Raw genomic sequence first — 17319 nt, 5'->3', positions numbered from 1 at the left:
GCCATGCCCCCCTTGGTCAGATCATCTCGAAATAGCGGTGCAGTTCCCAGTCGGAGACGGCCGCGCGGCAGGCGGCCTGCTCGGCCTCGCGGCTGGTGGCGAACTGGTCCACGAAGCGGCTCCCGAACCAGTCTCGCGCCATCCTGGAGCCGCGCAGCCGCGCCGCCGCCTCGGCAAGCGAGGACGGGAATTTCAGCGCCTCGGGCATGTCGGCCTCGTAGGCGTTGTCGCGCGTCGGCTCGGTCGGCTCGATCCCCTCCTCGATCCCGGCGAGGCCCGAGGCCAGCGCGGCCGCCTGCACGAGATAGGGGTTGGCGTCCGCCGCGGCCGGGCGGTGCTCGACCCGCAGCGACTTGGCCGCATCGCCCACCACCCGCAGCGAACAGGTGCGGTTGTCGAACCCCCAGGTCGCGCCGGTCGGTGCCCAGAACCCCGGCGCGAGCCGCGTGAAGGCGTTGATCGTCGGCGAAATGAGCGCCAGCAGTTCGGGCATGTATTTCTGCTGCCCGCCAATGAAATGCCGCGCGGTCTGCGACAGGTTGTCGGGGGCCTCCTCGCTCCAGAAGGCGGGCGCGCCGTCGCGCATGAGCGACAGGTGATAATGCCCGCCGCAGCCCGGCAGGCCGGTGATCGGCTTGGCCATGTAACACAGAAGTAGGTCGTGCTCCTGCCCCCAGGCCTTGCTGAAGGTCTTGAAGATCGCGGCGCGGTCCGCCGCCTCGATCCCTTCGCTCGGCGCGAGCGCGAACTCCATCGCGCCTTCGCCCGCCTCCGGGTGGATCGCCTCGAGCGGCGTGCCGAGGTCGTGCGCCAGCCCCATCAGCCCGCTGAAAAGGTCGCGGTTGGTCACGGTGCGCAGCACTGAATAGCCCCCCGTCGTCGGCGACAGCGGCGTGAGATCGCGATACCCCTTCTCCATCGCGCTGCGCGGGCTTTCGCGGAACACGAAGAATTCGTACTCGAACCCCGAGCGCACGGTGAATCCCGCCTCGGCGGCGCGCGCGACCATCCTTCCGGCCAGGTTGCGCGGGCAGAGGTCGCGCCCGTCGCCGGTGAATTCCAGCAGGTAGAAGTCGCGCCCGTCACCGGGAAGCGTGCGGCGCGTCTCTGGGACCATGCGCACCGCGTCGTCGGGAAAGCCGTTGAACCAGCCGGTATAGGCGTTGTCGAACAGCTCGTCCCGCGAATCCCAGCCAAGCACGACCGAGCAGAACACGCTGCCCTTCTCCTTGATCGAGGCGAATTTCGACGCCGAGACATATTTGCCGCGGATCAGCCCGTCGAAATCGACATAGCCCAGCATCACGAAATCGTCGCGCGCCTGACTGTCGGTTGTCGTGACCTCGTCCTTCATGGTCCGTATCTTCCTTTCACTTTCCCTTGCGACAGGCGGCGCTCAGGCCCCCAGGTAGGCGCGCGCGACCTCGGGATCGGCGAGCAAATCCTTCGACGGTCCGTGCAGCGCGATGGAACCGGTTTCCATCACGTATCCGTGGTCCGACAGCGTCAGCGCGAGGTTCGCGTTCTGCTCGACCAGCACGATGGAAAGCCCTGAATCCCGCATCTGCACGATCAGGTCCGCGATCTCGTCGATCAGCTTGGGCGCGAGGCCGAGCGAAGGTTCGTCCAGCAACAGCACCTTGGGCCGCGCCATCAGCGCGCGCCCCATCGCGACCATCTGCTGCTGTCCGCCGCTCAACCGCCCGGATTGCTGGTTCTGCTTCTCGCGCAGGATCGGGAAAAGGTCGAAAACCTTCTCCATGCCCTCCGCAATCTCCGACCCATCCTTGTTGAGATACGCGCCCATCCGCAGGTTCTCGCGCACCGTCATCAGCTTGAACAGCCGCCGCCCCTCGGGGACGTGGACGATCCCCATGTCGACGATCTTGTCGGGCGCCACGCGGTCCACCCGCTTGTCGCGATACCGGATTTCGCCGGAGGAAGGTCGCTGCAACCCCGAGATCGCCCGCAGGATCGAGCTTTTGCCGGCGCCGTTGGCGCCGATCAGCGTGATGATCTGCCCCTCGCGCAACTCAAGCGACACGCCCTTGACCGCCTCGACCTTGCCGTAATGCAGGTGCATGTCCCTCACCTCAAGCAACATTGGCTTGGCTCCCCAGGTAGGCTTCGCGCACTTCCGGATTCTCGCGCACCTCCGCAGGCGTGCCCTCGGCGATACAGGTGCCAAAGCTCAGCACGGTGATCCTGTCGCAGAGCCCCATCACGACCTTCATGTCATGCTCGATCAGCATCACGGTGATCCCGGTGTCGCGGATGCGGCGCACGAGGTCGATCATCTCGCGGGATTCGTCGTTGTTCATGCCCGCGCAGGGTTCGTCCAGAAGCAAGAGCTTGGGCTGCGCGGCCAGCGCGATGGCGATCCCCAGGGCCTTCTGGTGGCCGTGCGGCAGCCCGGCCGCCTCCCGGTCCAGGATGTTCCCCAGCCCGACGAATTCGAGGATCTCGCGCGCGCGGCGCGCGCTTTCGGCCTCGGATCGGCGGGTCCTGGGCGTGCGCAAGAGCGATCCCCAGTAGCTGTGATTGGCGTGCAGGTGGTTGCCGACCATCACGTTCTTGAGCACCGAAAAGCCCTTGAAAAGGGTGACGTGCTGGAACGTCCGCACAAGGCCCTTTCGGCAGATTTCGTGCGGCTTCAGCCCGTGCACGCGCTCGCCGCCGAAGATGATCTCGCCCGATGTGATCGGGTAGCGGCCGCTGCACGCATTGAAAAGCGTGGTCTTGCCCGCGCCGTTGGGGCCGATCAGCCCGCGAATCTCGCCCTCGGCCACGCTGAGGTCAATCCCGTCGATGGCGGTCACCCCGCCGAACTTCATCGTGAGCTTCCTGATCTCGAGTTGGTTCATCGCGGCCCCGCTCACTTGTCCGAACGTTTGAAGAAACTGCGCAGCCGGCCCGGGATCGTCTCGAGTCCGCCGGGCAGCAGCAGAACCGCCGCGATCAACACGGCGCCGAAGAATACCGTGCGGAAATAGCCGGTTGCGCGCAGAAGCTCATCCACAACGGTCAGGCTGATCGCCCCCGCGACCGGCCCGCCCACCGTGGTCAGCCCGCCGACGATGACATGCACCAGCGCGAATTCGGACTTCCAGATGTCAAAGGACTTGGGGCTGATATAGGTCTGGTAATGGGCATAGAGCGCCCCCGTCAGCCCGGCCAGCGCGCAGGCGATGGTGAAGGCGATGACCTTGTGCCGGAAGACGTTGATGCCCGCGTGCTGCGCCAGCAATTCGTTCTCGTGGATGCTCCAGTAGATCATCCCGGTCCGCGAGTTGTTGATGCGGTGAATGACCAGAACCGTGAGCACGACGAAGAACAGCGCCAGGTAGTAATAGGCCAGCCGGTCCGCGAAGTTGACCTCGACAAAGCCGAGGTCGAGCTTCGGCGCGCGGATGTTGAAGACGCCGTCCCAGCCGCCGAAGAAGTCGCGGAAATAGGCAAAGTTGCGCTTGATCACCTCGCCCACGGCCCAGCTCGCCATGAAGAAGTAGACCGCGCGCGTGCGCATGAGCGGCAGCGCAATCACCAGCGCGATCGCCCCGGACATCGCCGCGCCGAGCCAAAGGCCATACCACATCGAAAGCCCGAGTTTGGTGAAGAGCAGCGCCGAGGTATAGGCGCCGATCCCCATGAACCCGGCATGGGCGAACGAGATGAACCCCAACGACCAGATCATCCAGAGGCTGGTGGCCAGCGCCACGTTGAGGCTGATGATGATGCCGACATGAATCAGGTACTTGTCGAACCCGACCACGACCGGCGCGATCAGCGAGGCGAGCAGGAGCGCCGCCCACGCGATCCGGCTCGAGCGATCAGTTTGTTCCATTGACACCGTCCCGGGATGTAGTTGCGCGCGCCATGCTCATTCCCAGTCCTGCCCGAAGAGCCCGGAGGGGCGGAACACCAGGATCAGGAAGATCACGACGAAACTGAGGATCAGCGCCACGTCGCCGCTGATCGTGGTGGTCACGACGCTGTCGATCATGCCGAGGATCAGCCCCCCGATCAGCGCGCCGAACACGCTGCCCAGGCCGCCCATGATCACGATCATGAAGGCCTTGATCGTGGCGAGGAACCCCATCGTCGGCACGATGGAGAGCAGCGTGCCCATCATGCAGCCCGCGATCGCGGCCATCGCGCTCCCCAGACCAAAGGCGATCCAGTGGATGCGCCGCGTCTTGACGCCCTGAAGCGCGCTGGTGTCCGGGTCTTCCGCCACTGCCCGGATGGCGAGGCCCGTCGTCGTGCGCCGCAGGAAGAACCAGAGCGCGATGATGAGCGCGGCGGAGACCGCCGAGATCACCATGCGTTCATAGGACAGATAGGTCCCGCCCAGCAGGACGCCGCCGGTCACCGCGCTCGGAATGCCCTTGACGGTGGTGCCAAAGAGGATCTGTCCCGAACTCGAGATGATGAGCACGAGGCCAAGCGACACGGCGAGCGAATAGAGGATGTTCTTCCCGTGCAGCGGGCGGAACAGGACGATCTGGAGGATCGCTCCGAAGCAGAAGATGACGACCGCGCTGACGCCGACGCCGGCCCAGTAGTTCAGCCCGAACTCGGCGTTCCAGTAGTAGAGCGTGAACGCGCCCAGCATGAACATCTCGCCATGCGCGTACTGGATGATGCGCATCACGCCGAAGATCAGGGTCAGGCCGATGGCGATCAGCGCATACATCAGCCCGAGGTTGAACCCGGTCAACGCCATTTGCAGTAGCTCGGTCATCTAAGAGAGTCTCCTCGGGATCGCCTGATGGTTTCGCCCGCCCGCGCGGGCGCGGACGGACGGCCGCCGGGAGGCGCATCCGCCCGGATGGGGCGCCGCCCCTTCCGGGCGCCTGCCCTAGAACGTGTCCGGCAGGTCGGGGAAACGGACATCCGCCAGTTCCGCCTTGCCGTCGTCGATGGTGGTGGTGAAGCAGTCATAGACGCCCTGCCGGTTCAATCCGTAGGCGTTCTTGCCCGCCCACTTGGTTCTTCCGACATAGGTGTCTTCCAGTTCGACCTGCGCGAGCGCCTCGGCCACGGCCTTCGTGTCGGTCGCGGTCCCGGCCATCTCGAGCGCCGCCTTGAGCGCGTAGATCCACCACGAATAGTTGCCCGCCAGCGCGTTGAACGTGCCGAACCGTTCGAGAAAGCGTTTCTCGATGGCCTTCTGCGTCGGGCTGGAAGGGTTGATATTCGTCACCGGCAGGATCACGCCGGACGCGTGCTCCCCGGCCACCTCGAGGATGGTCTCGGTTTCCGACGCGGCGGGGGACGAAATCGGCCCCTGGTAGCCCATCTCGCGGGCGGCCTTGATGATGCTCGCGGTGATGCCCGGCGGCGACGGGCTGGTGACGATGAAGTCGGGCTTTTCGCGGATGGTCTTGGCGACGATGGGATAGAAATCGGTGTCCTCCCAGTTATAGTATTCGACCGCCTTCTGCTCGACCCCGTAATGCTTCATCAGCCGCTCATAGGAGAAGTGGCAATCGATGCCGTCCTGATCGTCCGGGCCGATGAAGGCCGCGGATTTCAGCGCGTCCTTGCCGTATTTCTCGATCATGAAGGGCATGTAGGCGAAGCCCTGTTCATAATCCGACATCTCGCCGCGGAAATGCAGCGGGTAATCCGTGCCGAACAGTTCCAGATACCCCCAGCACGCCACGATCGACAGCACTTCGGCGGGCTCCGTCACCTGGAGCATCCCCACCGTGCTGGCCGCGGCCTGGCTGTAGACGAACTTGCATTCGTCCTGCTCGACCAGCCGCATCGTGGCCGCGCGCGAATCCGCAACCTCGCCCTTGGTGTCGTAGTTGATGACCTCGAGCATGTACGGCTCGCCATCGATCATGATGCCGCCCGCCTCGTTCATGACGGCGGCGCCGTCGACGAAGCCCTGCATCGTGGACTGCCCCCAGTAGGCCACCGGCCCCGACAGCGGAACCGCACCGCCGATCTTGATCGTGCGGGTCTGCGCAAAGGCGCTCTTGGGCAGGATGGCGGGGGCGGCAAGCCCGCCGGCGATCGCCATGCTCCCCTGTTTCAACAGGCCGCGCCGCGTCAGGCGACGGGATAAATTGCTTTTCTTGTTGGTCATGTCTGCACCTCCCAATGCATTTCTTAATTCGTAATTACGCCGAGTATCCGTCTGATTCCCGAATCCGGCTATCCCATTTCGGCAAACCGTGTGGACAGTTTTCCCGGTGCGCCCGTGGCGGGCCCTTCCGCTCAATCGGTGCTGAAATCGCCGACAGCCGCGTCTTCCCCCTCCTTCCAGCTATGTTGCCAAGCGTGCTGTTCGCGGATCAGGCCGTTTTCAAAGCGAAACGTCTCGATGCCGCGCTCCTGCATCCTGTCGCCGGTTTCGGGATCGGTGTAGGCGCTGCGCCAGGTGGTCACGATGCAATCATCGGTGTGGGCCACGTATTCCTTGTCGATCTCAAGGTCGCTGGCGTAGGCGAACCACCTCGCCGGCCGCTCGCGCAGCGCGGCGCCGCTCTGACGCCGGCCGGGCCCCCAATGCAGCACGGCGTCCTCCGTATAGCCCTGCGCCGCGCGCACGCCGTCATGGGCCTTCCAGATGGCCGCAAGGTCGCGCACCCATTGTTCGGGATCGCCGGGCAGATGGGTCGATTGGGCCTTGTCGGACATGGCGCGATCTCCTTGTGATGGCTCAGATATCCAGGAACAGCATGCGGCGCTCGTAATCGGTGACGGCGGCGCGGGCGGCCAGGATGCTCTGGCGGCCGTAATTGGCGTAATGGTCGTGGAATTCGGCCCCGAAACAGTCGCGTATCAGCTCCGACCCGGCAAAGGCTTCGGTCGCCTCGTCGAGCGTGCGGGGCAAGGCGGGCGCGTCCGCGTGGTAGGCGTTGCCGCCAAGTGCTGCGCCGACCGGCTCCAGCCCCTCCTCGATCCCGCGCAGGCCCGCGGCCAGCATGGCGGCATAGGCGAGGTAGGGATTGACGTCCGCGCCCGGGATCCGGTTCTCGATCCGCCGCGCGCCGCCAGCGCCCACCATGCGAAAGGCGACGGTGCGGTTGTCCTCGCCCCAGGTGACGGAATCCGGGGCGAAGGTGCCGGGCTGCATCCGCCGGTAGGAATTGGTCGTCGGCGCGAAGAACAGGAAAATGTCGCGTATGTGATGCGTAAGACCGCCCAGGAAGCGCGTCATCGTCTCCGACGCGCCACGCCCATCCGGCCCGGCGGCAAAGGCCGACTGGCCGCTTTCGTCCTGCAAGGACAGGTGGACATGGCAGGACGATCCGCCGAGGTCGTGGTCGGGCTTGGCCATGAAGGTCGCGATCATGCCCTGTTGCAGCGCGATCTCCTTGGCCGCCGCCTTGAGCAGCATGTGACTGTCCGCCGCCTTCATCGCGTCGGCATGGTGCAGGTTGATCTCGACCTGGCCGGGGGAATACTCGGCCTTGACCATCTCGACCGGCACGCCCGCCGCCTCGAGATGGTTGCGCAGCGGCCCGAGGAAGTGCTCGTCCTCGGAGGTGCGCATCAGCGTCTCGGGATGGAGCGTCGCGTGCTTGCCCGTGAGGTTCACGAACCCCTTGTCATGCGCGCTGCGCGGCGTTTCGTCATAAAGGAAGAACTCCAACTCGGAGGCGAACCGCGCCCGCAGCCCGTGCCCGGCGAGCCGCTCAAGCATCCGCGCGAGCGCCGTGCGCGGCGCGACGTCGATGGCGCTTTCGTCCGGGCGAACGGCGTTTCCCATGACGAAGGCCGTGCGCTCGAACCAGGCATACCGCGCGAGCGTCGCCATGTCGGGGACCACCACCATGTCGGGATAGCCATTGGCCCAGCCCGACAGCGCGTAATCGGGGTCGAGCGCGTGATCCTGTCCCCAGGTCAGCACCACCGAACAGGTGCCCACCCCGGCCTCGCAGGACTCGAGGAAATGACGCGCGGTCAGCCGCTTGCCCACCAGCCGTCCCTGCATGTCCGGGGTGGCCACGATCACCGTGTCGATGGTTCCATCCTCCACGGCGGCAGAAAGCGCGCTCATGTCCATTGTGCATCCCCCGCTGGATCGGCTAACATAAGGTATCAGGGCATACCTTTAATGGTATGTCAAGATACCTTTCGGAGTTGCGCATGAACGACAGCAAGAAGCGGGATGATCCGGGGGCGGCGCCCGACCCGGGATTCCTTTTGCCGGGGGCGTCTTCCACGGCCAACGTGTTCGAGGAAACGGTCGAAAGGCTCGGTCGCTCGATCAAGATGGGGCTCATCGTTCCCGGTCAGCAATTGCCGCCCGAACGCGAACTCGCCCGGATGATGGGGATCAGCCGCACCACGATGCGCGCGGCGATCGGCGTGCTGGTCGAGGGCGGGTTCCTTGTCTCGCGGCGCGGGCGCGGCGGCGGCACGTTCGTGTCCGACGCGCCGCCGCGCTGGCGGGGCGCGGACGACTCAGGCGCCGCGACGTGGGACGAACGGCGCGCGCAGAATTTCCTCGACAAGCGCACCGTCGTCGAATGCGGCGTGGCAGAACTGGCCGCCGCGCGCGCGAATGCCGCCGCACTTGGCGAAATGCGCGGGATGGTGGAGGAAATGGGCGGACTGCTCGACGATTTCGACGCGTTCCGCGCCTGCGACGCGCGGTTTCACATCGCGCTCGCCCGCTGCACGCTCAACCCGGACCTGACGCGCATGGTCCTCGACATCCAGGCCGACCTGGGCGAGCTGCTGGTGTTCCTGCCGCCCAGCAAGGACGCCTTGATCCATTCCAATCACCAACATGCCGAGATCATCGAGGCCATCGAGAACGGCGCGCCGGATGCCGCAAGGGCCGCGATGAAGGCGCATCTGAAAGGGACCGAGCATTTCCTGGGCGGACTACTACCCTCGCCCTCCGAAAGCGGCCCCTGAACGGACGCTCAACCCGGCACGCAGGCCGCGGGGTCGCGCCGCCGAGCCGTCAAAATCGCAAGGGATAGAATGGTGGGTGATGAGAGACTTGAACTCCCGACATCTTCGATGTGAACGAAGCGCTCTACCACTGAGCTAATCACCCGCAGGGCGCTATTTAGCGTTCCTCGTCCGCGTCTGCAATACTCTGTTTTGCATTTGCCGGCGCATCAGCGGGCGCCGTCTTCTGGCGGATCTTGGCGACGATCACCTTGGCCTGAGAGGTTTCCTTGATGCGGTTGTTCTTGATCTTGCCCAGCGGTTGCAGGTTCATCTCGCGGCCCTCGGCCAGCGCCTCGCCGAGTACGGCGAGCATGGCCTCGACCACGGGTTTGGCGAATTTCTTCTTCACGTCCGCGCGCTCGACCACCTTGGCGAGAAGTTCCTGCTTCTTGAGCTCGGGCGCGGCGCTTTTCGTCTCGGGCTCCGGGGCCGGGATCGGCGCCTTTGCCGGGGCTCCCCGCTTTGCCGCCGGCTTCTTCGCGGCTTTCGCCTTGGGGGGCTTGGGAACGCCCTGGCCGGCGCGCGCCCTCGGAGGTTTCGGGTTGGTGGATCGCGTTGGCTTGTCGTCCTTGGCGGAGGTGGTTTTCACGTCTTCGCTCATTGCTCGGCGCCCTCGTGTTTTTCTCGTTGTTCCGATGGCGGCGCGTCGATTTCGGCGCGCACCGTCCGTCGAATGCGTGACGCCGCAATTGTTTCGGCATCAAAAGCAGCCTAGGCAACAACCCCGGTCATGGCTAGCAATAGTTGACCCGATGCCGGGCGGCGGATAATTTGGCAACATTATATCCTTGGGGGACGCATTCATGAAAATCACCATTCTTGCAGCCATTTGCGCGCTTGCGCTCACCACCGCGCCAGCCATCGCCGGGAACCTGTCCGATCCGGTCGTCGCACCGGAGGTCGTCGCGGCGGACGCGATCGCGAACAGTTCCGAGCAGATGCAGGGCATGCTCGCGCTGCTGACCGTTGCGCTTATCATCGGCGCGTCGATGGGCGCCGGGGGCTGATCTCCGCGCTCAGCGCCCCTTGAACAACCCCCCGAGGATGCCCCGCACGAGACGGCGGCCGGTCGTCCCGCTCATCTCCTTCAGGACGGCGCCGCCGATCGCCCGGCCAAAGCGGCTGCCGAACCCGTCGTCGCGCGAGGTCGAGCGGCTGACCCGCTTGCCCGAATAGCGCCGCCCGGCGTTGAATTCGCGTTCCGCCGCGCTCTGTTCCTCGGCTTTTTTCTCGGCCGCCTCCGCCTCCTGCGCGGCCTTGTCGGCGCGTTGCGCGATGATCTCGTAGGCTGACTCGCGGTCGATTGCCGTATCGTATTTGCCCACGACGGGCGACGCCTGGATCAGCGCGCGCCGGGCGGCGTCGTCGATCGGGCCAAGCCGCGAGGATGGCGGGCGGATCAGCGTGCGTTCGACCACGCCGGGCGCGCCCTTGGGCCCCAGCATGGAGGTCACCGCCTCCCCGGTGCCCACGTCGCGGATCGCGTCGGCGGTGTCGAAGCGCGGATTGGGGCGGTAGGTCTCGGCGGCGCGCGCCAGCGCCTTGCGGTCGCGCGCGGTGAAGGCGCGCAGCGCGTGCTGGATGCGGTTGCCGAGCTGCCCGAGGATGTCCTCGGGCACGTCGTCCGGGTTCTGGGTGATGAAATAGACCCCTACCCCCTTGGAGCGGATGAGCCGCGCCACCTGTTCAACCTTGTCCACCAACGCCTTGGGCGCGTCATCGAACAGCAGGTGCGCCTCGTCGAAGAAGAAGACAAGCTTCGGCTTCTCCGGATCGCCCACCTCGGGCAGCGTCTCGAACAGTTCCGACAGCAGCCAGAGCAGGAAGGTCGCGTAAAGCCGCGGCGCCCCCATCAGCCGGTCGGCGGCGAGGATGTTGATGCGTCCGCGCCCGTCCGCGTCAGTGGTGATGAGATCGTCGAGGTCGAGCGCCGGTTCTCCGAAAAGCTGCGCGCCACCCTGGTTTTCCAGCACCATCAGCTGCCGCTGGATCGCGCCTACCGATTGCGGCGACACGTTGCCGTAACGCAGCGACAGCGCGTCGCGATTCTCGCCCACCCAGACCAGCAGCGCCTGCAAGTCCTTGAGGTCGAGGATCGGCATCCCCTCCTCGTCCGAGACGCGGAAGGCGATGTTCATGATGCCCTCCTGCGCGTCCGTCAGGTTCATCAGCCGGCTGAGCAGCAGCGGCCCCATTTCCGCGACGGTGGTGCGCACTGGGTGGCCCTGCTCGCCGAAGAGATCCCAGAAGGTGACGGGGAAGGCCTCGTAGCGGTAGTCGTCGAAACCGATGGTCGCGGCGCGGCTCTGGAATGCTTCGTGCAGCTTGAACTCCGCGCTGCCCGCCGCGCCCAGCCCCGAAAGATCGCCCTTCACGTCCGACAGGAAGACCGGCACGCCCGCGGCCGAAAGACCTTCGGCGAGGATCTGGAGCGTGACCGTCTTGCCGGTCCCGGTCGCGCCCGCGATCAGCCCGTGACGGTTCGCATAGTCGAGGCGGAGCCCCTGCTTTTCGCCGTAATCCGGCCCGCCGCCGCCTATGAAAACCCTGTTATCCAGCACCCTGCCCCCGGATCGCGATTAATGTGCCTTCTGAACATACAAATTTAACCAATTGCCGCCAGTATAAATCCGTCCCCCGCGCTGCATGTCCTCTTGGCGGCGCGGGGGGCGTCCTCCCTGTCAGACTGGCCGCGCCTTCGGGTGCGGCCTTTTTTGTGATTGACCCCGTGCAGTTTGCCTGTTGACGCTGATTCCGTTCTGTCCTAGCGTTCAGTCCAATCACTAGGTCGGCCAGTCCGGCAGGGAGAACGAATGGGAAGGGGCCGCGAGGCCCCTTTTCTGTGGCGATGGCGAAATCCGCGACGATCGGCGCGGCCATTGCAGTCGAAGGGCGCGCAGGCGGCGCGCCGCGCGCGGCGCGAATCCGGCTTGCAGGCCCGGGATGTCTGCGGTTTAGTCCTGACAGCCTTGGCGCGACATGATAGAGCGCCTCCGAAGATTCATGACACACGGGGACAACATGCCCAGATCACTTACCATTCTGTCTTTTGCGGCCGCGCTTGCGCTCGGCCAGACGGCTGTTGCGCAGCAGGACGGCGACGCCGCCGCCTCTGACGAACAACCGGCCGCCGAAGCGCCGGCCGAAACGCAGGAAACCGCGCCCGAGGCCGAAACGCCCGCGCCCGAGGCCGCCGGGGACGACGCCGCGACGGATTCGGGCTTCTCGCAGGGGCGCGAGGTCGCCGAGGCCGAGGATCCCACCTACATCAAGGAAAAGTTCGGCGACTGGAGCCTGCGCTGCTTCCGCGCGCAGGAAGGCGAGGATCCCTGCCAACTCTATCAGCTCTTGCGCGAGAAACAGGGCAACCCGGTCGCCGAGTTCAGCATCTTCGACATCAAGGACCAGGGGCCGATCATCGCCGGCGGCACGATCATGGTTCCGCTGTTCACCCTGCTCACCGAAGAGCTGAAGATCTCGGTCGATGGCGCCGCCGCCAAGAGCTATCCCTACCGCGTGTGCACCGAAACCGGCTGCATCGCACAGATCGGCCTGACCGCCGAGGACATCAGCGCGTTCAAACGCGGCGCCAAGGCGACGCTGACGCTGGTGCCCGCCCAGGCGCCCGACCAGAAGGTGAGGATCGACGTCTCGCTCAGCGGCTTCACCAAGGGCTACGATTCGGTGTCGCTCTTTACCGAGTGAACCGGGCTATATGTCTAGACATATTCGACGCGAGGCGGCCCGGATTTCCGGGCCGCCTTTCGTTCAGGGACGTGGATGAGGTCGGTCAGGCGAAGCGCCGCAGCGCCAGCACCGCGTTCAGCCCGCCGAAGGCGAAGGCGTTGGAGAGCGCGACCTCGACGCGGGCCTCGCGCGCCTCGTTCGGGACCACGTCGAGCGCGCATTCCGGGTCCGGTTCCTCGTAGCCGATGGTCGGCGCCACGATCCCGTCGCGCACCGCCATGATGCAGGCCAGCAGTTCCACCGCGCCGGTGCCGCCTATGAGATGACCGTGCATCGACTTGGTCGAGGACATCAACAGCTTGTCCGCGTGTGCGCCGAACACGTCCGCGACCGCGGCGCTTTCGGTCTTGTCGTTGGCGGCGGTGCCGGTGCCGTGGGCGTTGATGTAGCCCACGTCATCGGGGTTCACCCGCGCGTCCTGCATCGCCCCCGCGATGGCGCGCGCGGCCCCCTGTTTAGAGGGCATCACGATATCCGAAGCGTCCGACGTCATGGCGTAACCGATCACCTCGGCCAAAATCTCGGCGCCACGTGCGCGGGCGTGCTCGTATTCCTCGAAGACGAAGACGCCGGCGCCCTCGCCCTGCACCATGCCGTTGCGATTGGCGCTGAACGGACGGCAGGCGTCCTTCGACATCACCCGCAGCCCTTCCCAGGCCTTGACCCCGCCAAAGCAGAGCATGGATTCCGACCCGCCCGCGATCATCACCGGCGTCATGCCGCCGTGCACCATCTGGAACGCCTGCGCCATCGCGTGATTCGAGGACGCGCAAGCGGTCGAGACGGTAAAGCTCGGCCCCTTGAGGTTGAACTCCATCGACACGTGGCTCGCCGCGGCGTTGTTCATCAGCTTGGGCACCACGAAGGGATGCACGCGGTTCTTGCCGTCCTCGTAGACCGAGCGGTAATTATCGTCGAGCGTCGTCATGCCGCCGCCCGAATTCCCCAGCACAACGCCCGCCCGCGCCGCCAGGTCGCCCGAGAACTCGAGCCCCGACTGCTCGATCGCCTCGCGCGCGGCGATCAGGGTGAATTGCGTGAACCGGTCGTAGAGCGACAGTTGCTGGCGGTTGAAGCTGGCCTCCGGCTCATAGCCCTTGACCTGCCCGCCGATGCGGATCGACAGCCGCTCCACGTCGCGGAATTCCAGTTCGCCGATGCCGCAGCGTCCCTCGCGCATCGCCTCGAGCGTCGCGGGCACGTCGGCGCCGAGCGCGTTGATCGTCCCCGCGCCGGTGATGACGACCCGTTTCAAGACTGTTCCTTCACCAGTCGCCGGACGCCTGCGACAATGCTACGCACGTTGGAGATGTCGAAATCGCTCTCAGTCGGATCGTTGGCGTTGAATGGCACGTTGATGTCGAAGGCTTCCTCGATCGCGAAGATGCTCTCGACCAGGCCGAGGCTGTCGATTCCCAACTCCTCAAGCGTGCTGTCCAGCGTCACGTCCGACGGCTCGAGCACGGCCTGCTCGGCGATGATGGCGATCACGCGGTCCTCGATATCGCTCATGACATTCCTCTTGCTGACCGCTGGCTGCGCCCGCGCCAGGGCGTTTCTGATATAACCTCCGCCGCGACCGGCGCCCGGGGCGCGCGCGGCGACGTTCCGCCCCGAACGTATCGCCATCGGCCGCGACTCGACAACGGGTCGAAACGCTTTAGTCGCTTTTCGCGGGCTTGATAACAGCTTTCTTCAGGTCCGCAACGTCGGCGTAAAGGCGACCGAGGCGGCGCAGCCCCTTGTACATCTCGATATGACTTTCCATCTTCATCGCCGGGTAGCCCAGGATCACGCGGCCTGCGGGAACGTTGGAGAGAATCCCGGTTCCTCCGCCCGCGATGACCCGGTCGCCGACGAAGATGTTGTCGCCCACCCCGACCTGTCCGCCCAGCACCACGTTGTCGCCGATCCGCGCCGACCCGGCCAGTCCCACCATCCCGCAGAGAAGCGTGTCGTTGCCCACCACGACGTTGTGGCCGACCATCACCATCGAATCGATCTTGGTGCGGTCGCCGATCACCGTGTCGCGCACGGTGCCGCGGTCGATGGAGCTGTTGCTGCCCACCTCCACGTCGTCGCCGATCCGCACGGACCCGAGGCTGTGAATGCGGGCGTAGGATTGCGCCTCTGCATCGCCCTGGTCGCCCAGCGTGCTGCGCGCCGCCTCCACGCCCGAAACCTCGGGGGTGACGAAGCTGAACCCGTCCCCGCCGAGCACGGCGCCGGGATTGATGATGACGCGCGCGCCGATCCGCACGCGCGCGGCGATGCGCACGCCATCGCGGATGAGGCCGCCATCGCCGATCACCGCGTCGGCGCCGATGCTAGCATGCGGTCCGATCCGCGTGCCCGCCCCGATCCGCGCCCGCGCGCCGATCACCGCGAAAGGCGCGACATGCACATCGTCACCGAGTTCCGCCGTGGGGTCGATCACCGCCGAAGCGTGGACGCCCTCGCCCCACCCTTCGCCGGTGTCGAACATGCGGCTGAGCCCCGCCATCGCGTAGCGCGGCCGCGGCGCCATGATCGCGGCCTCGAGGCCAAGCGCGCGCCAGTCCGCGCCCTCCCAGAGCATCGCCGCGCGGGCCGCGCCCAAGGGCAGCGCGTTGGCGTATTCCGGCTTGGTCGCGAGCGCAAGGTCGCGCGGCCCGGCGTCGGCGGGTTCCGCGACCCGGTCAATCTCGATATCCGGCGCGCCCGCGGCTTCGGCCCCGAGCGCCCGTGCGATCTGTTCAATGGTGTAGGCCATGACGCCCCCCCGTATCCGGGGCCGTATCTAGCCCTGAACGGCGCGCAGCGAAACCCCCGCCTGTCGCATCGCGTCCCAGATCCGCGCATCGCGGCCATAGACGTCGTCGCGATACTGGACCGGTCCCTTGGCCTGGGTGAAGGCGGTGCGGTAGATCAGGTGCACCGGCACCTTCTTTTCCAGCTTCACCTGCGTCTGCCGGCCCGTGTTCAGCACCGAGTGAAAGAACGCCTTTGGGTCGCTCTCCTGCCGGGCAAGCAGCGCATAGGCGAAATCGAACGGATCCTGCAGGCGGATACAGCCATGGCTGAAGGCGCGCACGTTGCGCTGGAAGAGGCTCTTGGAGGGCGTGTCGTGCAGGTAGATGTTGTACTTGTTCGGGAACATGAACTTGACCAACCCCAGCGCGTTGCGCGGCGACGGCGGCTGTTTCAGGTCGAAGGGGAAGTTGCGGGCGTTGTAGCGATTGAAGTTGATATGCGCCCGGCTCACCTGCTGACCGCGCGCATTGTAGAGCCTGAGATGCCCCGCCGCGCCGGGATTGCGCTGCATCTGCGGCAGGTATTCCTTGACCGCGATGGAGCGCGGGACGTTCCATGTCGGGTTGATCTCGAGATACTCCATCTCGTCCGAGAATTCCGGGCTCTGCTGACCCGAGCGGTTCTTGCCGATCACGGCGCGGGTCCGGAAGGTCACCTTGTCGTCATCTATGATGCGGGCGCTGAAATCGGTCAGGTTGACGAGGATGTGACGCTTGCCGCGCGGCATGTTGAGCCAGCGTTCGCGCTCCATCGCGACCATGATCGAGGCGAGCCGCTTTTCCACGGGTTCGTTGATCTCGCGGATGGTGGCGGCGCCGGCGGCGCCGTCGGGGACAAGCCCGTGGGCGGCCTGGAACGCCTGCACCGCCTGCTGCATGCGCGTGTCATAGACCGCGCTGGCCGAGCGTTCGAGATAGCCCATTTCGGTCAGCCGATCGCGCAGCGCGATGACCGCGCCGCCCGACGCGCCGGGCGCGAGCGACGCAACCGGCGCCTTCGGCCCCCAGCCGCCCGCGCCGAGCCGCCGCTCGAGCCGCGTCTTTTCCCGCATCAGGCGCGCGTATTCGCCCGATTTCGGCGGCAGGCCGCGAAAGAAGGCGCGCGGGTTGCTGCGCAGGAAATTGTCCAGATAGGAGGCCGGCGCCCGGTAGGGAATCTCGCGGACGATGCCGCTGTCGATCTTCGAGGGAACCAACATGCCGGTCTGCATGTCGCGCGCGAGCCGCAGGAAGCTGCGCGACATCTCGACCTCGACCCGGCCGAGATCGCGCGGCGTGCGCGCGGTTTCCATCAGGCGCATCAGTTCGTCCGGGTTGTAGCGCGCCGGCGGCAGCCCGTGCGCTTCGGATTCGGCGATCGCCTGCATCAGCGCCTGGCGCCGCTCGCGAAACTCGGCGTCCGCGCCCGTCCACACCGCGCGGTAGGCGTTGTCGCGGTAGAACGCCGCCAGCGCGTCGTCGCGCGCGGCGCCCTCGGCGACGGCCTGCTTGAAGGCGGTCACCTGCGCGCCCGCCTGCCCGGGCAGGGCGATCGCCGCCAGCGTCAGGACGGCCGCGGCGGCGAGAACGCTGCGGTGAATGGTAAGTGCGGCGGTCAAGAGCATGTTTTCCCCTCGAAATTGAACCCCGTGGCAGATGTCGCGGGCCATGTTGGCGGACAGCCGCGCATTGTCCATTCAAATTAGCGCCAGCTTTCGCCTTCATGACGACCTGCGACCAATTCGCATCGGCCCCGGCGCCCCGCGTCCCGAACCGGCGTTTGCGCGGATTTTGGCCGAAAATCGCGGGCAAATGAAAAACCGGGGAACCACGGGTTGGTTAGCGATTCCTTATATGCCATGAAATACACACA

At 65.9% G+C, this 17319-nt stretch carries 18 protein-coding genes and 1 tRNA gene; 4 read left to right on the top strand and 15 right to left on the bottom strand.

The genetic code is table 11. The features are described from left to right. Positions 1 to 16: 16 nt before the first annotated feature. From D6850_RS10805 to D6850_RS10770, 8 genes are all read right to left on the bottom strand, one after another. Positions 17 to 1354 (bottom strand): glutamine synthetase family protein, encoded by a 1338-nt coding sequence (locus tag D6850_RS10805; RefSeq protein ID WP_121166643.1) that lies wholly within the window; start codon positions 1352 to 1354, stop codon positions 17 to 19. A 42-nt stretch (positions 1355 to 1396) separates the two neighbouring features. Beyond that, complete coding sequence (locus tag D6850_RS10800; protein WP_121166641.1) at positions 1397 to 2104, bottom strand: ABC transporter ATP-binding protein; 708 nt, start codon at positions 2102 to 2104, stop codon at positions 1397 to 1399. Continuing rightward, positions 2094 to 2864, bottom strand: coding sequence for an ABC transporter ATP-binding protein (locus D6850_RS10795; RefSeq protein WP_121166638.1), 771 nt, complete (start codon positions 2862 to 2864; stop codon positions 2094 to 2096). The genes D6850_RS10800 and D6850_RS10795 overlap by 11 nt, the downstream gene beginning before the upstream one ends. A gap of 11 nt (positions 2865 to 2875) precedes the next feature. Beyond that, complete coding sequence (locus D6850_RS10790) at positions 2876 to 3844, bottom strand: branched-chain amino acid ABC transporter permease (protein WP_121166636.1); 969 nt, start codon at positions 3842 to 3844, stop codon at positions 2876 to 2878. Positions 3845 to 3880: 36 nt separating this feature from the next. Then, positions 3881 to 4744: a branched-chain amino acid ABC transporter permease gene (locus D6850_RS10785; RefSeq protein WP_121166634.1), complete on the bottom strand. Its 864-nt coding sequence runs from the start codon at positions 4742 to 4744 to the stop codon at positions 3881 to 3883. Positions 4745 to 4861: 117 nt separating this feature from the next. Continuing rightward, on the bottom strand, positions 4862 to 6100 hold the full coding sequence (locus D6850_RS10780; protein ID WP_121166632.1) for an ABC transporter substrate-binding protein: 1239 nt from the start codon (positions 6098 to 6100) through the stop codon (positions 4862 to 4864). Between the two features lie 131 nt (positions 6101 to 6231). Beyond that, a complete protein-coding gene (locus D6850_RS10775; protein WP_121166630.1) occupies positions 6232 to 6654 on the bottom strand; it encodes a nuclear transport factor 2 family protein in 423 nt (140 codons plus the stop codon). 22 nt (positions 6655 to 6676) lie between these two features. Then, complete coding sequence (locus D6850_RS10770; RefSeq protein ID WP_166434039.1) at positions 6677 to 8020, bottom strand: glutamine synthetase family protein; 1344 nt, start codon at positions 8018 to 8020, stop codon at positions 6677 to 6679. Positions 8021 to 8109: 89 nt separating this feature from the next. Between D6850_RS10770 and D6850_RS10765 the strand changes: the two genes are divergently transcribed. Further along, positions 8110 to 8886 carry a FadR/GntR family transcriptional regulator gene (locus tag D6850_RS10765; protein ID WP_166434038.1) on the top strand — a complete coding sequence of 259 codons (777 nt, stop codon included), beginning with the start codon at positions 8110 to 8112 and terminating at the stop codon, positions 8884 to 8886. Between the two features lie 70 nt (positions 8887 to 8956). On the opposite strand, the gene D6850_RS10760 is transcribed toward D6850_RS10765, so the two are convergent. Next, positions 8957 to 9031: transfer RNA gene (locus D6850_RS10760), tRNA-Val, on the bottom strand. 12 nt (positions 9032 to 9043) lie between these two features. Next, positions 9044 to 9529, bottom strand: coding sequence for an HU family DNA-binding protein (locus D6850_RS10755; protein ID WP_121166624.1), 486 nt, complete (start codon positions 9527 to 9529; stop codon positions 9044 to 9046). Positions 9530 to 9731: 202 nt separating this feature from the next. Here D6850_RS10755 and D6850_RS10750 point away from each other — a divergent pair, with 202 nt between their 5' ends. After that, a complete protein-coding gene (locus tag D6850_RS10750; protein WP_121166622.1) occupies positions 9732 to 9935 on the top strand; it encodes a hypothetical protein in 204 nt (67 codons plus the stop codon). Positions 9936 to 9944: 9 nt separating this feature from the next. Here the strand turns inward: D6850_RS10750 and D6850_RS10745 are convergent, their stop codons facing one another. Then, positions 9945 to 11486 carry a helicase HerA-like domain-containing protein gene (locus D6850_RS10745; RefSeq protein WP_121166952.1) on the bottom strand — a complete coding sequence of 514 codons (1542 nt, stop codon included), beginning with the start codon at positions 11484 to 11486 and terminating at the stop codon, positions 9945 to 9947. 463 nt (positions 11487 to 11949) lie between these two features. Between D6850_RS10745 and D6850_RS10740 the strand changes: the two genes are divergently transcribed. After that, positions 11950 to 12633 (top strand): invasion associated locus B family protein, encoded by a 684-nt coding sequence (locus tag D6850_RS10740; RefSeq protein WP_245964154.1) that lies wholly within the window; start codon positions 11950 to 11952, stop codon positions 12631 to 12633. An 85-nt stretch (positions 12634 to 12718) separates the two neighbouring features. Here D6850_RS10740 and D6850_RS10735 read toward each other — a convergent pair whose 3' ends face one another. The 4 genes from D6850_RS10735 to D6850_RS10720 all read right to left on the bottom strand — a co-directional run bounded on the left by D6850_RS10735 (position 12719) and on the right by D6850_RS10720 (position 17071). Continuing rightward, positions 12719 to 13930, bottom strand: coding sequence for a beta-ketoacyl-[acyl-carrier-protein] synthase family protein (locus D6850_RS10735; protein ID WP_121166618.1), 1212 nt, complete (start codon positions 13928 to 13930; stop codon positions 12719 to 12721). Continuing rightward, positions 13927 to 14187, bottom strand: a complete 261-nt coding sequence (locus tag D6850_RS10730; protein ID WP_121166616.1) for an acyl carrier protein — start codon at positions 14185 to 14187, stop codon at positions 13927 to 13929. Before D6850_RS10730 ends, D6850_RS10735 begins: the two co-directional genes overlap by 4 nt. A 148-nt stretch (positions 14188 to 14335) precedes the next feature. Further along, positions 14336 to 15427 (bottom strand): UDP-3-O-(3-hydroxymyristoyl)glucosamine N-acyltransferase, encoded by a 1092-nt coding sequence (gene lpxD, locus D6850_RS10725; protein WP_121166614.1) that lies wholly within the window; start codon positions 15425 to 15427, stop codon positions 14336 to 14338. A 27-nt stretch (positions 15428 to 15454) separates the two neighbouring features. Continuing rightward, positions 15455 to 17071, bottom strand: coding sequence for a L,D-transpeptidase family protein (locus tag D6850_RS10720; protein WP_121166950.1), 1617 nt, complete (start codon positions 17069 to 17071; stop codon positions 15455 to 15457). Between the two features lie 43 nt (positions 17072 to 17114). Here D6850_RS10720 and D6850_RS19290 point away from each other — a divergent pair, with 43 nt between their 5' ends. Next, positions 17115 to 17309 (top strand): hypothetical protein, encoded by a 195-nt coding sequence (locus tag D6850_RS19290; RefSeq protein ID WP_147438893.1) that lies wholly within the window; start codon positions 17115 to 17117, stop codon positions 17307 to 17309. The last annotated feature ends 10 nt before the right edge of the window (positions 17310 to 17319 follow it).

Origin of the sequence: Roseovarius spongiae (assembly GCF_003651245.1) — a bacterium.
Taxonomy (GTDB): Bacteria; Pseudomonadota; Alphaproteobacteria; order Rhodobacterales; family Rhodobacteraceae; genus Roseovarius; species Roseovarius spongiae.
The sequence above is the reverse complement of the archived record's forward strand: the minus strand, read 5'-3'. Positions and strand labels throughout refer to the sequence as shown.